Genomic DNA, 14833 nt, shown 5'->3' with positions numbered 1-14833 from the left:
GATTAAAGTTGTCCGTATTTAATTCTCCATGTAGTCCTCACTTAGTATGCTATACATTTCTAAATCTACTATCCCTTTTCCGGACCATAATGTAGCTTGTCTTATCAATCCTTCTTTTGTAAAACCATTTTTTAGAAGGACTTTTTTGGAAATCTCGTTTGCAGGCATAACTTCTGCTTGAATACGGTTAATACTAACTTCTTCAAATAAAAATTTTATTACTGTACGAACTGATTCTGATGCAATACCTTTTCCCCAATATGCCTCTGCTAAAAAGTATCCAATAGATACCATGTTTACTTTTTTATTGAAATCCATACATTCAATTATTCCCACCAATTTATTGCTCTCGTTTTTTACAAATATTCCCCACTTGATCCTACTTTTTTTATGAAAATCCCTTTCAAAATGACCAATCATTTTCCGTACTGTATGTATGTTATGTTTTGGAATAATTCCACAGTATTCAAATACATTTTTATTGTCATAGATCATAAATACTTCTTGTAAATGGGGCTCTTCTATTTTTTAAAACAATAAATTTTCAGACGCTAATTCAGGGAAGTCTCCAAAAACTATGTCAATATTCATATTATTCTCCTTTGTCGTTATGAAATGGCTATTAAATTTTCATTTTATGGTAATTGATGGATTTTTAAAATTTTACACTAATAAACCTTTAGTATCAACACTTTCATTTTAAGAACAATTCCTGATGGATGAATGAGTTCTTTTTGTGACGATTTTTAGAAATACACCTATCTTAATGCTAGGTTCACTTGAAAAGAAATAAAGCTTATTTTTTATTGTTTACAATACTGAACGAAAATAGGATATACTTTTATAGTCCTATGATTTACAGATGAAGTAGGAGCTTAACATAACAGAAAGTTTTATTGGAGGTTTATTATGAATTATAAAATCATGAACAAACAAGTATTTGAACAAGCACAGCTACGTTCAGTTTCGGACGTTCCATTTACTGAAGAAGAACTTCAAAGTGGTATGCAGTTAGCTGTTTCTAAGGCGGATGAGACACTTGCTTTATATTTAGTGGATGTAAACGGTCAGAAGAAATTCGATGTCCGTTGGGATGATTCATCCGAACTTTTTAACGGCTGGTACTCTGCTTGGGATAATTTTTCTTGGTGCTTAGATGTAGTGAGTCAAAAAAAATAACGATTCCAACTTTTTAATGATTATAATAAATGAACCGTGTGTCGAGTGGAGAAAAGCGAATATTAACCATTATTACAGTGCATTTCGTAATTTATAATCTAATAATAATATAATTAAAAACCGTAGCTAAACAAAATACTGTTTAGACTACGGTTTATTTTTTGTGCTTTATAAAGCGCTTTTGTAAAGCTTCTTGTTTCCCCTCTAAATTGATAAATTATTTTAACATTAATTAGACAAATGAAATCTTACCTAATACAGTAAAGGGTTAAAAGTATTTATAGATTTTAATAAAAGAACTTAGTTGAATCAATTTCATAATGCAAAATTTATACGAAATACGAGCATTTAGTGATATCCAATTTTGTACATCGTGGAGCGAAAGACGGCGACTCCTACGGGAAAAGCTTGAGCTGAAAGCCCCGCAGGAACGATTTTAAGGAACAAAGCCTAAGAACGCCACGTCCTGTGGCAACGGCTTCGTGACCAACATCGTGTTGGCCCGAGGAGATTGAAGTCAAGCCCGTGGAAAGCGCCGTCTGTAGCGGAACATCCAAATCTGAATATGGAAAAGTTAATGTGTTGAAATGTTCGTATTTATAAACCGAAAACGGATTCATGAAATTGATTCAGTTAGTAATGGAATTTAATTTTTCATATGGAGCATACGCTGCATAAACTTTAATTTACTTGTTAAACATAGGGTATATGATAGTTCAAAATGTCCTTAAAGTTTATCTTTTTAGGTGGTATTATTTATTGGGTAAAGTGGTAAAGTAAGTAGTCAACTTTATAATGAAATAAATTGTGAGTGATGAGTTCTATCTATGTACAAAATTCTAAAAATTATCCATCATACTGCTGGCTTAATAGGATCTATCTTAGTGTTACTTATGGCCATAACAGGAATTTTACTAAATCATCGTTCTCTTATTGGTTATTCTTCAAATAGGGAAATGAAGTTACAAGAGTTTATTTTTGCTTTACACTCAGGACACGTTGGAAATACATCCATCATATTTCTTACCGATTTAGGAGCAATTTGTATGATTGTTCTAAGTATTTCGGGGGTATGGATGTGGGTGAAATTAATAATAAAAAAAAGGAAGAAGAAGAAAAAATGAATAAAAAAATATATGCGATAATTATTGGTTCAAGCCTAGCATTTAGTCTTGCAGGTTGTGGAACAACTCAAGATAATAATCAATCACAAAGCAATACGCAGACCCAAAGTAATAATACTTCAAAATCCACAAAAGATGACTCAATGAAGGGTATGGACATGGAGAATAACCAAGCTTTGGAAAAGGCATTCAAAGATGAACTTGATGGTTTTACAACAATTGAACAAGATATAAAAAAAGGAGACTATAAATCTGCGAACACTATTGCAGGTAAACTTCATGATGAATTTCATGCTGCCATTCTGCCTCCATTGAAAGCGAAAAAAGGTGAGGCCTATGCAGAAGAAATTCATGGGAAATATGATGCTTTACAAGATGCCATTACAAGTAATAACAACACAAATATTACAAAATTAATAAAAGTAAACCGAGATAACCTTAATAAAGTAGCTGAAATTTTGGGTGTTTCATTAAAATAGAAATAGCTATCCTATTATTTTTCAAAGGACTGTTTGCATAATAAGCAAACGGTTCTTTTTAATATTTAAGAATCATTCAGAAGTAATAATAAATAACGCTTATTAAAATTGCAATTGAGTTAGTGTTAGAAAACGGTTTTCCGTCATCCAACTTCCTTTTTGAACAGTATCCTCCATGTGTAGGATTAAATCATCGTTGAATTAATCTTTCTGTTGTGGTAAATTTTAGTGGCTGTTCCAAAATACAAAAAAGGAGTTTTTGTTTGAAAATTAAATTTGCAACGATTGTTATTATTCTCAGTCTGTTTTTAAGTGCATTTGTTGGTTCTGCATTTGCTTCTGCGAAAATGAAGGATAGCCCTAACAAAAACTATTATGTAAGGTTAGCTCAAAATGCATCCTATTATGATAAACCTAATGGGAAAAAACAAGACGAAATAAAGAAGAGCTTTTCTGAAAAAGATTCTGAAGGTAATGAGCACATCGTTTTAAATCCTGTGAAAATCATTCAGTATACAAATGAAAAATGGATTAAAGTGAAATTTTCAAATAAAAAATCTGGAAAATCAACTCAAATCAAATACATTAAAAGTGATAATATTAGAGCAAATTATTATTCGCTGGATTATGTAATTATTGCTCCTCAAACAGGAGTTAATTTAAGAGAAAGTAATTCTGTAAAATCGAAGATACTCACAACGATACCTATGGGAACATTGGTTGAAGTTTATTATAAAAGTAATAGCGTAGAAAGCCCTATTAAAGAAAAATGGGTAAATGTACAATATATAAAAAACAATAAGAAATATATAGGCTATGTCTATGAACCATATGTAAAGTATTAATTTCATTCAAGTGGCTGTCTGAAAAAAGCTTCTTTTCAAAATAGTGTTCTAATTTAATAACAAAAATCTGATCATCCTTTGATGGGGCAAAATTTTTAGTATAATTCACTCTGTTGATTGGAGTAGAAGGCGGCAACTCCTGCGGGAAATGCATGATGCCACTGAAAAAGTAAAAATATCTTGTATTGAAATCTTAGTTGAAGTGGAAATAGCGTAGACTCCTGTGGGAAAACGGACTAGACGAGACCCGCAGGAAGCGAAGCGCACGAGGAGGCTCGTCAGTTCGCCCACGGAAAGCAGAGCTAATTCCACTTCATCCAATAGCATATATATACTATAATTTTTTGTATTACTACACTTTTTCAGTGGCCTCAAATGCGTGAGCCTTGAGACCCCTCACGAAGGGGGAGGCTCAAGTCACGCTCATGGAAAGCGTCCGCGTGGAACGGAAATCAACATATTCAAACATGCCAAAAAGTGCAAAATTCAATTACATTGATTTGCACTTTTTTACTTTTGGGAAAGACTTCTTGCATTTAAGAAGTCTTTTCTTTTAACGTTTTCGTCCGTTTTTTAGTTGTTGGTTTCTTCGTCTTATTTAACGATGCTTGTAACGCAGACATTAAATCGGTTACGTTATCTGGAAGTTCTCTTTCCACATTATTCGTAGTTACAGTATGCTCTGATTTTTTCTCTTCAATTAATTCCATTAACGCAGTTCTGTAATCATCTGTATATTTGTCCGGGTCAAAAGCAGTTGTTAATTGTTCAACTAACATTAAGGCAGTATCAAGTTCTTTTTGTACTACTATTTGTTCTGCAGGGATATTCGGAACATCGTTAATGCTTCTTACTTCGTCAGGATAGTGAATGGTCTCCATCACCAATGTGTCTTTATATACACGCACGACGGCAAGTTGTTCTTTAGAACGGATAATAATTTTGGCAATACCTATTTTCCCTGATTCTTCTAGCGTTTTTCTTAAAAGTGTATATGCTTTGTTGCCAGTAGTGTCAGGAGACATATAATAGCTTTTCTCAAAGTAAATCGGATCGATTTCCTCTAATTTTACAAAATCAACAATTTCAACTGCTTTATCCTCATTTTCTTTTCTTAAATTCTCTAGATCTTCCGCATCCAATACAACAAACTTATTTTTCGCATATTCATATGCTTTTACAATATCATCTTCAGTAACTTCTTTACTGCAGTTTTCACAAACTTTTTTATAACTAATCGGTGTATTGCATTCTTTGTGAAGTTGTCTAAGTTTTACATCTTTATTTTCAGTGGCAGCGTGTAGCTTAATTGGAATATTTACTAAACCGAAGCTAATACTTCCTTTCCAGACTGTGTGCATGAACGATCACCTTCTTTTTCTTTTTATTATTCAAACTTTGTCTGTTTTTATGTATTAGTAACAAACATAAATCAAAAGATAAACAAAAATGAGAAAGTAGGATTGTATGAAACCCATGCTTTTAACTCCTGCAATGGAAATACCACAAGGAGAAGAATGGCTGTATGAAACGAAATATGATGGATTTCGCTGTTTATTAGAGTGGGAAGAAGAACCCGTATTAATAAGTAGAAATGGGAAAGTTCTTAATCCAAACTTTCCTGATATTATCGATTACCTTGATGAAATAAAAGAAAAGATAAGTGTCTTCTTACCTTTACAGCTTGATTGCGAATTAGTTTTTTTAACAAATAATTTCAGAAGTAATTTTTCTGTTGTTCAAACTCGAGGTAGAATGCGTAGTCAGGATTCGATTGAAAAACATGCTCAGGAGTTCCCATGTCACCTAGTTGTATTTGATCTGTTGCAACTTAAAGGGAAGAACCAAACAAACTTACAATTAACTGAGCGAAAAGATAGGTTACAAAAAGTATTTAAAACGGCCAATCTCCCAACTTCCATAAATTATGATGATATAAATCGATTACAAATGATTGATGTTTTTTATGATTCGATGGAATTGTGGAATAAAATGGTATCTGATAATGGAGAAGGGTTAATAGCAAAAAGAAAGCATAGCAACTGGATTAGCGATACAAGAACTACGAGCTGGCTGAAAATTAAAAATTGGAGATATGTGAATGTTATTTTAACCAAATTTGATAAAAATAACGGTTATTTTGATGGGGCAGTTTATCGAGACAATATACTGATAGACGTGGTTTCTTTTCGGCATGGTCTTAAAGAAGAAGAATTCAAAACGCTGACCATATTGTTTGAATCGAATGGAACAAAGTTAAAGGGCGAGCTTTGGAGCTTGCAGCCATCTATCTGTGTTGAGATTGCCTGTATCGATTTCCTTGGAGGTATGTTGAGAGAACCTAGATTCCATGCGTTTAAGCTAGATAAAGAACCAGAAGAATGTAATTGGCGACAAATGGTACATCAACTTCTACCGATACCTGAATCTGTTCAAATTACGCACCCTGAGAAATTAGTATTCCCTTCAATCGATATACGAAAAAATGATTATCTATACTATTTACAAAGCATAGCACCATTGATGTTGCCTTTCCTTCGCAACCGGCCATTAACGCTTATTCGTTATCCTCATGGGGTACCTGGCGAAAGTTTTTACCAAAAGAGCAGTCCGGAAAATGTACCTGATTTTGTTACTACGACAAAGATAGAAGATACGCACTTTATCGTTTGCAACAATGTTGAAACACTACTATGGCTTGGAAATCAATTAGCAATCGAATTTCACATACCATTTCAACCGATTCAGACAGATAAGCCGACAGAAATTGTTTTTGATTTAGACCCACCTTCAGTTGAAGAATTTTCTCTAGCAGTTGAAGCGGCACTGCAAATGAAAGTGATATTTGACCAGTTTGAGTTGAAATCATTTATCAAAACATCGGGTGGAAAAGGGATGCAAATATATATCCCATTACCAAAGGAATCATTTTCCTACGAAGAAACAGGTTTGTTTACTAAATTTGTATGCGTTTTTTTAATCGAACAAAATCCAAAATGGTTCACTATAGAGAGATTAAAAAAGAATCGTCACAATAAATTGTATTTAGATTACGTCCAATATCGTGAGGGGAAAACAATCATTGCTCCGTATTCAACAAGAGGAAATGAGAAGGGATTAGTTGCGACACCTTTAAGTTGGGATGAAGTGAATGCCTCTTTAAAACCAGATTTGTTTACGATTCCAGCTGTTGAAGACCGAATAAAGACACATGGTAATCCTTTTTTAAAATTTAGACTCGTTCAAACTGTTAATGGACAATCCTTTACAAATTTACTTAATCAGTTACATGAATTAAAAAAGAATAAATAACGTGAGTTCATTCTAAATGACGAATAAAGTGAAAAAAGAAAAGCAAACTAATACCGTAATTTAATAATGAAGAAGGAGGGAAGAAAATGTCAAATAAAAATTCACCGAAATCTCATGGTAGGTTTGGACATGAGGAAATGGGGATGGATATTACAAAACAGGGAAAAAACAGTGCTGGCTCAAAAATTAATATAATTCAGAAATTATTTAAGAAAAATAAAAAGAAAGCAAATGAAGTAGCTCGACAAAATTTAGAATAGGTAAAGAATTGGCGGTCAAAAAGAGTATTTATACCTCTTTTATGACCGCCTTTTGTTTAGTCAACTATAAAGAAAATAATTGACACTCTTCATTTATAAATAGCTCTATGCTAAATGAAATGTTTAAATAAATTTCGCAATTTTTTCTAATGGTAAGCGTGAAGAGTTGTGTGCAGGTACTGCTGCTTTACCAATTGCAATAAGTAAAATTGGTTTAATATGTTCTGGTAATTCAAATCGTTTAGCAAATGCATTTTTATCGAATCCACCCATTGGGACTGTATCGTATCCCATGTCTTTTGCTAACAACATTAATTGCATTGAAATTAAGCCGGCATCAAAAGTAGCGATATTTGTTAATACTTCTTCTGGAAGATTTGAATATAGATTTAACGAGTTTTCAATCATCATATTTTTTGTGGCTTCATCCATATAGCCAAGTTCAAAGTTTTGATTATAAACTTCTTCGACATTTTTATACATTTCGATATCACCTAAAACAGCAATGATCGCTGAAGAAGTTTCTACTTGTTCTTGATTAAATGCAATTGGGAGCAATTCTTTTTTGATGGCTTCATCTTGAATTACAAGAAAACGCCAAGGTTGTAAATTGCTTGATGATGGAGCAGATGTTGCTTCTAATAATAATTCCTCTAATTGTGATTGAGGGATTTTAAATTGTGGATCGTATTTGCGTACAGATTTACGTTCGTGCATTACTTTATTTAATGTACTTTGTGTCATTGTCAATGTTCTCTCTCCTTGAAATATCATGTTGAGACTATACTATACGACAAATTTTTTTTAAATCCAAGTAAATTGCCTGTACTAATACACTTAAAGATTAATAGATATCATGTCAGAAAATATTTATTAAGCGTTTCGCGAATAAATTGTCTATCAAATAAATAATCTAATACTAGATATTTTTTATGATAGGAGGGGTGTTCATGGTAGACGTTAATGGAATAACAAAAGACACAGCAACTTTATTAATTGAAGAGATTGAATCTAGCATCCAGCAATTTGCTGAGGAATCCGTTCAATCTTTTGATAAGCAGAGGAATTTAGCACAAAGAAGGCAACTATTAATTAATGCTTACGCGAAAACTAGTAGCGGAATGACACAACTCATAATTACGGATATGATTAACGAAATCGATCAAGAAATTGCTCACCTCAATGAAAATGTTCGTAATTGTGAAAATCAAAAGGGGTTCTATACAGAAATTTTAAGGGTAGTAAAAGAAACAGTGGACGAATTAAGATTAACAAAATAATGCATCATTTAAGCATCTCTAATGAGGTGCTTTTATTTTGCGAAACAACTGATATTTAAGAAAAAGTATGTAAAGTACATAGAAAATAAGAAGATTGGAAAAGCTGACAAAGAAAACTAATAGAAAATGCAGTAGTTAATCTAGTGATTCTTGGATCGAAAGGAGAATAATATTGGGGTTTGCTGAATCTTTAACCATAATTTTAATCGTATTAAAATTAGTAGGAGTTATTTCATGGTCATGGTGGCTTGTGTTGATACCAGCACTAGTGGCAATGTGTATATATATAATTGTTTGGATAGTTTGGTTATTTTATTCTGTTAAACTTCACAAACAAGAAAGAAAATGATAAATGGATTCTTTCAGATAATGAACATCTAGAATGTTTCAAAGACAACGCTAACTTTCCTCTATAGTAAGAATTATTAATCTGTAAAGAATAAACACACCAAGATACGAACCAGAAATCAAGAAAAATGGATTAAGAAAAATACCGTGAATAGTAGTCATAAATACAGCATGATCAATAATGATTTGATAAATAGAAGTAGAAGCAATACCACCAAAAATAACTGTTGTTATAACAGCTATCACATTAAAGATGATTCGGAAACTTTTCATTTTAATTTGGAGATAGAACATAAGAATAGGAATCACAATGCTAAAAATAACTAATAAAATTTTCAAAATGCAACTCTCCCATAAGTATTCACAACTTTTTTAGGTAATTATGACCTATTATGTAGTTAGATATACAAAAAAGAGCGAAGTTAAAGAATTATGTTTTGTTTAACAAAACTGTTGATATTTCATCAGTTTCGCTTTCATCGTGGATGCATTCCGCTCAAGTAAGATGCATTAAAAAAATCAACAATTTCATATAACAGAGCCAAGAATTAAAAAAACACCTTTCCCATCAATAATAGATAAAGAAAGATGTATTATTTATACAAAAAGTAATTACTAGACTTATAAAGCTTATAATAAAAGATTTATCAGAAAACAATAAGTGTAACAGCAGACCTATTAGTGACATAATAGATCTGCTGTTTTGTTATTTAAGCATTGAAAGTCCGAATGTTAACATAGACATTACCATAATGAGGGCCATTAATATTACGACAATTTTCTGTATCTTCTTATTACTCATTTCTCGTTCTCTCCTTTTTTTCCTTAAAAATAATTTTATCAGATATTATTTATTTAACAAGTACTAGAGTTTTCAGAAAAATTTATGTACAATTGTGTTATACAACAAAGAAGGAGTTGGGGGATGCATGGAGAATGTTGATCATATCGGTATTGCGGTCAATGATTTAGATGAGCGCGTTACATATTATACAAATGTATTAGGAATGAAACTTATCAATGTTGAAGAAGTAGAGTCTGAGCAAGTCCGTGTTGCGTTTATCGATGCAGGAAATACACACATTGAACTCTTAGAACCACTCACAAAAGAAAGCGCTATCTATAAATATTTGGAAAAACGCGGTGAGGGGATTCATCATATCGCGTTAGCTGTTACTGGTATAGAACAAGAAATGGTGAAAATGCAAGCAGAAGGTGCTCGTCTATTATCTGAGCAACCGAAAATTGGCGCAGGTGGAGCTAAAGTGGTTTTCATACACCCTAAATCATCTTATGGTGTGCTTTACGAATTAGTAGACAGAAGTCAAGTAAAGGAGTAATTAGCATATGGATATGTACGATAAAATCAATGAATTATATGATAGAAAACGTGAAATCGAACTTGGTGGCGGTGAAGCACGAATCGACAAACAGCATGAAAAAGGTAAATTGACTGCTCGCGAACGTATCGAATTATTACTTGATGAAGGAACATTCGTAGAGATTAATCCTTTCGTTAAACATCGCACAGTAGACTTTGGTATGGCGAAAAAAGAAGGCCCTGGTGATGGTGTTGTAACGGGTTACGGTAAAGTTAATGGTCGCCCAGTTTACCTATTCTCACAAGATTTCACAGTTTTCGGTGGTGCTCTTGGAGAAATGCATGCAAAGAAAATTGCGAATGTTATGGATTTAGCTGCGAAAAACGGTGCACCATTCATCGGTATTAACGATTCAGGCGGTGCGCGTATCCAAGAAGGTGTATTATCACTAGATGGATATGGTCACATTTTCTATAGAAACTCCATTTATTCTGGTGTAATTCCACAAATCTCAGTGATTATGGGGCCTTGTGCAGGGGGTGCTGTATATTCACCAGCAATCACTGATTTCATCTTAATGGTTGATAAGACATCTCAAATGTTTATCACTGGACCAAAAGTTATCGAAACAGTAACAGGTGAACAAATTTCATCTGAAGGTTTAGGTGGTGCGAAAGTTCATAACTCTGTAAGCGGTAATGCACACTTCCGTGCAGAAGATGAAGAAACTGCAATTGAACAAATCAAACAATTACTTAGCTACTTACCACAAAACAACACAGAAAAAGCACCAATTGTTGAAGTAGAAAAAGATTCTGAAGATGACAATTATCGTTCAGAACTACTTGATCTTGTTCCAGTTGATCAAACAAAAGCTTACGACGTTCGTAAAGTGATTGAACACATTGTAGATGCTGATTCATTTATGGAAGTTCAAAAAGAATTTGCGAAAAACATTGTCGTTGGTTTCGCTCGTATCGATGGTGAATCAGTTGGTCTTGTATGTAACCAACCAAAAGTACTTGCAGGTGGCCTAGATATCAATTCATCTGATAAACTAGCACGCTTTGTCCGTACTTGTGACTCGTTCAATGTACCAATCATTACATTTGAAGACGTTTCTGGTTTCTTCCCAGGTGTTAAACAAGAACATGGTGGAATCATTCGTCACGGAGCAAAAATTCTATTTGCTTATTCAGAAGCAACTGTTCCGAAAATCACAGTTATTCTTCGTAAAGCATACGGTGGTGCATATGTTGCACTTAACTCAAAATCAATAGGTGCAGACATGGTTTATGCATGGCCAAATGCTGAAATTGCAGTTATGGGTGCATCAGGTGCAGCGAATATCATCCACGCAGGCGAAATCGCAAAATCTGAAGATCCAGAAGCTACTCGTGAGCAAAAAATTGAAGAATACAAAGAAAAATTCGCAAACCCATATGTTGCAGCATCTCACGGCTTAGTAGACGATGTAATCGATCCTCGTGAAACTCGTATTAAACTAATGCAATCACTAGAAATGCTTCGCACGAAGAAAGAATCAAGACCATACAAAAAACATGGTAATATTCCATTGTAAAAAAGGAAATGCCAATTTCATAGTCAATAAAGTCTATAATCTACTATCTTAATATTCATAATACTATTTAAAAACTGACAAAGGCTATCTCTACCGATTAACGGTATGGGATAGCCTTTTCTTCTTTCCAATAAGTGGTAATTAGTTTATTTGATAACTGTTAGTGTTAACATTTATATTTTGATTTTATCGAATTGTTGCAGCGATTTTTTTCAAAGCCGCATCATTGCATTGCTTTCTAAGATTAATTGCACGAATCGTGATACAATTCAACAATTCGTGGGTAGCACACCAAATTACGTGTAGAGCCACATTCTAATATAGTTTGAATAGTTTCTAAAAACTTATTTATAAGAATCAATTTCATAATGCAATATTCATATGAGATATACGAATATTTATAGATACCCAATTTTGTTCATTGTGGAGCGAAAGACGGTGAGTCCTCGAAAATGCATTTGCATTTTCTTCGTGCGGTGCTAATTCAAGGAAGCTAATTCAATGTCCTACGGGAAAAGCTTGAGCTGAAAGCCCCGCAGGAACGAGGAGGGCATTGAAAATGTAAAAATAGATGCAAATTTATGATAAAAATCCGGTATGGCTATCTTTGTTGAAGTGGAATTAGCGGAGACTCCTGTGGGAAAACGAGCTAGACGAGACCCCGGAGCACAGCGAGGAGGCTCGTCAGTTCGCCCACGGAAAGCGGAGCTAATTCCACTTCATTCAATAGCAGATGTATACTATAAATATTTTAATTACCGTATTTTCCCTTATACCTCAAACGAAGTAACGAGGAGATTGAAGCAAAGCCCGTGGAAAGCGCCGTCTGTAGCGGAACATCCAAATCTGAATAGTGAATAGCTAATGTGTTGAAATGTTCGTATTTAATAACCAAATTGGATTTATGAAATTGATTCATAAGGAAATAAATTGGGACATCCGATAAGTTATTTCTCAGATTTTATGATAAAATTGACTAGGAATAAGGTGGTAAAGTTACCACATATAAAAGGAGTCTTGGATGATGACAAGTCGTATTGTTGAAGAATTTTTAGAATTAGTACAAATCGATTCAGAAACATACCATGAAGAAAAAATCTCACCAGTTTTAGTAAATAAATTAGAAGCTCTAGGCTTTGAAGTATTCGAAGATGATGCAGCTAGCCGTAATGGGCATGCATCAGGTAACCTAATTGCAACTTTAAAAGGAACATTATCTGATGTGCAACCAATTTACTTTACATCACATATGGATACTGTCGTTCCTGGTGTAGGGATTAAACCAATCATCAAAGAAGATGGCTATATCTACTCAGATGGCACAACAATTCTTGGCGCAGATGATAAAGCAGGAATTGCTGGTTTGTTGGAATTAGCAAAACGTCTAAAAGAAGAGAATATCGAACACGGTGACATTCAATATGTCATAACTGCTGGAGAAGAATCTGGCCTTGAAGGTGCTAAAGAATTAGATCACAAAAAAGTTTATGCAAAATATGGCTTTGCCGTTGACTCTGATGGTAAAGTTGGAGAAATCGTCACTGCAGCACCTTACCAAACAAAATTATTTGCTACATTGAAAGGCAAAACAGCTCATGCTGGTGTTGAACCTGAAAAAGGCATATCTGCAATCACAATCGCTGCAAAAGCTGTTGCACGAATGAAATTAGGACGTATTGACTCTGAAACTACTGCAAATATCGGTCGCTTCGAAGGTGGTAAAGCTACAAATATTGTATGTGATGAAGCGTCTGTATTAGCTGAATGCCGTTCATTAAACGAAGCAAAACTTGCGGAACAAGAAAATCACATGAAGGAAGCTTTCGAATCAGCTGCAAAAGAATTAGGTGGTTCAGCAGAAGTTGAAGTAAAACGTATGTATCCAGGTTTCAAATTTGGTCCTGAAGACTTAGTCGTTAAAGTGGCTCAAGAAGCAGCTAAAAATATCGGTCGCGAACCAAAACTTATGCAATCTGGTGGCGGTAGTGATGCCAACGTAATCGCAGGATACGGTATTCCAACTGTAAACTTAGCAATAGGTTACGAAAAAATTCATACAACAGAAGAACGTATTCCGGTTGAAGAATTAGAAAAACTAGCCGATCTATTAGTGGAAATTGTTAAGTGTGCAGCAAAAGTTAAATAACCCATCTACGAAAAGAGAGTGAGTTTATGCCAAATGTGAAAGTTGTCGTTTTTCGATGTGGCCAAGAGGAGTATGCCATTCCTGTTGAAAAAGTAGTTTCAATTGAAAAGGCTGAAAGAGTAAATCGTATTCCTCATTTACCTGATTATGTATTAGGTTTAACACGAATTCGAAACGAATTGCTTCCAATTCTAGATTTTGAACAAATTTTATATCGCCAACCTGCCAATTCATCTGAAGCTAAAATGATTGTCTTACAATCAGATGATTTTATCTTCGGACTATTAGTTGTAGAAGCGAAAGAAATTTTAGATATTGAAGAAGAACAATTAAAGCAAGTCGGACTTGTAAATTATGCAAAAACACAATATTTCAGCGCTGTTGCAAACCTTGAACAGCGTATGATTACAATAGTGTCACCAGATGTATTAGTAAATACGTTAGATGGCATCAAAGAAATCAAAGCATATATGAAATCTCTTTCTGAAGAAGAATTGCAAGTAATAAAATAATACTGAAAGAGGCAGAAGTTTATATTGTTTCTGCCTCTTTCTTTTTTAAATGGCTCTGTTTAACTTCATTGTTGATTTTATTCAAATTAAGAAGCATATTCGATTTATATTTCAAATACGCTTCTTGTTTCGAGTAACGAATATTTATAATAACTGCCGAATGAAGACTAGATATAGTTTTCAATCAATTTATGCATGTTACTTTAAAACATTTTGAATCATCGAAAGTGTATACAATAAGCCGCTTCCTTAGTGATGCTCAAACCAGGGTCGCGACTGCCACGCTTTTGAGGGCACTGAAAAAGTTAAAATAGATGTAAATTTATGATAAAAATCTGGTGAAGCTATCTTCGTTGAAGTGGAATTAGCGGAGACTCCTGTGGGAAAACGAGCTAGACGAGACCCCGGAGCGCAGCGAGAAGGCTCGTCAGTTCGCCCACGGAA

General features: G+C 33.9%; 16 protein-coding genes. 11 read left to right on the top strand and 5 right to left on the bottom strand.

Annotated features, from left to right (window positions below; genetic code table 11):
- Positions 1 to 18: 18 nt before the first annotated feature.
- Complete coding sequence (locus ACIQ4I_RS08865) at positions 19 to 525, bottom strand: GNAT family N-acetyltransferase (protein ID WP_403096118.1); 507 nt, start codon at positions 523 to 525, stop codon at positions 19 to 21.
- Between the two features lie 384 nt (positions 526 to 909).
- On the opposite strand from ACIQ4I_RS08865, the gene ACIQ4I_RS08860 reads away from it, so the two are divergent.
- From ACIQ4I_RS08860 to ACIQ4I_RS08845, 4 genes are all read left to right on the top strand, one after another.
- Positions 910 to 1179, top strand: a complete 270-nt coding sequence (locus tag ACIQ4I_RS08860; protein ID WP_403095376.1) for a hypothetical protein — start codon at positions 910 to 912, stop codon at positions 1177 to 1179.
- 827 nt (positions 1180 to 2006) lie between these two features.
- Complete coding sequence (locus ACIQ4I_RS08855) at positions 2007 to 2303, top strand: hypothetical protein (protein WP_403095373.1); 297 nt, start codon at positions 2007 to 2009, stop codon at positions 2301 to 2303.
- Positions 2258 to 2782, top strand: a complete 525-nt coding sequence (locus ACIQ4I_RS08850; protein ID WP_403095371.1) for a hypothetical protein — start codon at positions 2258 to 2260, stop codon at positions 2780 to 2782. The genes ACIQ4I_RS08855 and ACIQ4I_RS08850 overlap by 46 nt, the downstream gene beginning before the upstream one ends.
- 263 nt (positions 2783 to 3045) lie before the next feature.
- Positions 3046 to 3627 (top strand): SH3 domain-containing protein, encoded by a 582-nt coding sequence (locus ACIQ4I_RS08845; RefSeq protein ID WP_403095369.1) that lies wholly within the window; start codon positions 3046 to 3048, stop codon positions 3625 to 3627.
- Positions 3628 to 4163: 536 nt separating this feature from the next.
- Here the strand turns inward: ACIQ4I_RS08845 and ku are convergent.
- Entirely contained in the window at positions 4164 to 4988 is an 825-nt protein-coding gene (ku, locus tag ACIQ4I_RS08840; RefSeq protein WP_403095367.1) for a non-homologous end joining protein Ku, read from the bottom strand.
- Positions 4989 to 5094: 106 nt separating this feature from the next.
- On the opposite strand from ku, the gene ACIQ4I_RS08835 reads away from it, so the two are divergent.
- Both ACIQ4I_RS08835 and ACIQ4I_RS08830 read left to right on the top strand, forming a co-directional pair.
- On the top strand, positions 5095 to 6939 hold the full coding sequence (locus ACIQ4I_RS08835; protein WP_403095364.1) for a DNA ligase D: 1845 nt from the start codon (positions 5095 to 5097) through the stop codon (positions 6937 to 6939).
- 86 nt (positions 6940 to 7025) lie between these two features.
- Positions 7026 to 7199, top strand: coding sequence for a hypothetical protein (locus ACIQ4I_RS08830; RefSeq protein WP_403095361.1), 174 nt, complete (start codon positions 7026 to 7028; stop codon positions 7197 to 7199).
- Between the two features lie 123 nt (positions 7200 to 7322).
- On the opposite strand, the gene ACIQ4I_RS08825 is transcribed toward ACIQ4I_RS08830, so the two are convergent.
- Entirely contained in the window at positions 7323 to 7949 is a 627-nt protein-coding gene (locus ACIQ4I_RS08825) for a nitroreductase family protein (RefSeq protein ID WP_403095358.1), read from the bottom strand.
- Positions 7950 to 8149: 200 nt separating this feature from the next.
- Here ACIQ4I_RS08825 and ACIQ4I_RS08820 point away from each other — a divergent pair, with 200 nt between their 5' ends.
- A complete protein-coding gene (locus tag ACIQ4I_RS08820) occupies positions 8150 to 8479 on the top strand; it encodes a hypothetical protein (protein ID WP_397539181.1) in 330 nt (109 codons plus the stop codon).
- 399 nt (positions 8480 to 8878) lie between these two features.
- On the opposite strand, the gene ACIQ4I_RS08815 is transcribed toward ACIQ4I_RS08820, so the two are convergent.
- Positions 8879 to 9166, bottom strand: coding sequence for a transposase (locus tag ACIQ4I_RS08815; RefSeq protein ID WP_397539179.1), 288 nt, complete (start codon positions 9164 to 9166; stop codon positions 8879 to 8881).
- A gap of 367 nt (positions 9167 to 9533) precedes the next feature.
- Positions 9534 to 9629 (bottom strand): stressosome-associated protein Prli42, encoded by a 96-nt coding sequence (prli42, locus tag ACIQ4I_RS08810; RefSeq protein WP_403095354.1) that lies wholly within the window; start codon positions 9627 to 9629, stop codon positions 9534 to 9536.
- A 127-nt stretch (positions 9630 to 9756) separates the two neighbouring features.
- On the opposite strand from prli42, the gene mce reads away from it, so the two are divergent.
- The 4 genes from mce to ACIQ4I_RS08790 all read left to right on the top strand — a co-directional run bounded on the left by mce (position 9757) and on the right by ACIQ4I_RS08790 (position 14389).
- Complete coding sequence (gene mce / locus ACIQ4I_RS08805; protein WP_403095351.1) at positions 9757 to 10167, top strand: methylmalonyl-CoA epimerase; 411 nt, start codon at positions 9757 to 9759, stop codon at positions 10165 to 10167.
- 7 nt (positions 10168 to 10174) lie between these two features.
- On the top strand, positions 10175 to 11731 hold the full coding sequence (locus tag ACIQ4I_RS08800; protein ID WP_397539176.1) for an acyl-CoA carboxylase subunit beta: 1557 nt from the start codon (positions 10175 to 10177) through the stop codon (positions 11729 to 11731).
- A 1024-nt stretch (positions 11732 to 12755) separates the two neighbouring features.
- A complete protein-coding gene (locus tag ACIQ4I_RS08795) occupies positions 12756 to 13877 on the top strand; it encodes a M20/M25/M40 family metallo-hydrolase (RefSeq protein ID WP_403095348.1) in 1122 nt (373 codons plus the stop codon).
- 26 nt (positions 13878 to 13903) lie between these two features.
- A complete protein-coding gene (locus ACIQ4I_RS08790; RefSeq protein ID WP_403095345.1) occupies positions 13904 to 14389 on the top strand; it encodes a chemotaxis protein CheW in 486 nt (161 codons plus the stop codon).
- The last annotated feature ends 444 nt before the right edge of the window (positions 14390 to 14833 follow it).

The organism is Rummeliibacillus sp. NPDC094406 (assembly GCF_044763875.1).
Classification (GTDB): Bacteria; Bacillota; Bacilli; order Bacillales_A; family Planococcaceae; genus Rummeliibacillus.
This window is presented reverse-complemented; position numbering and strand designations above follow the sequence as displayed.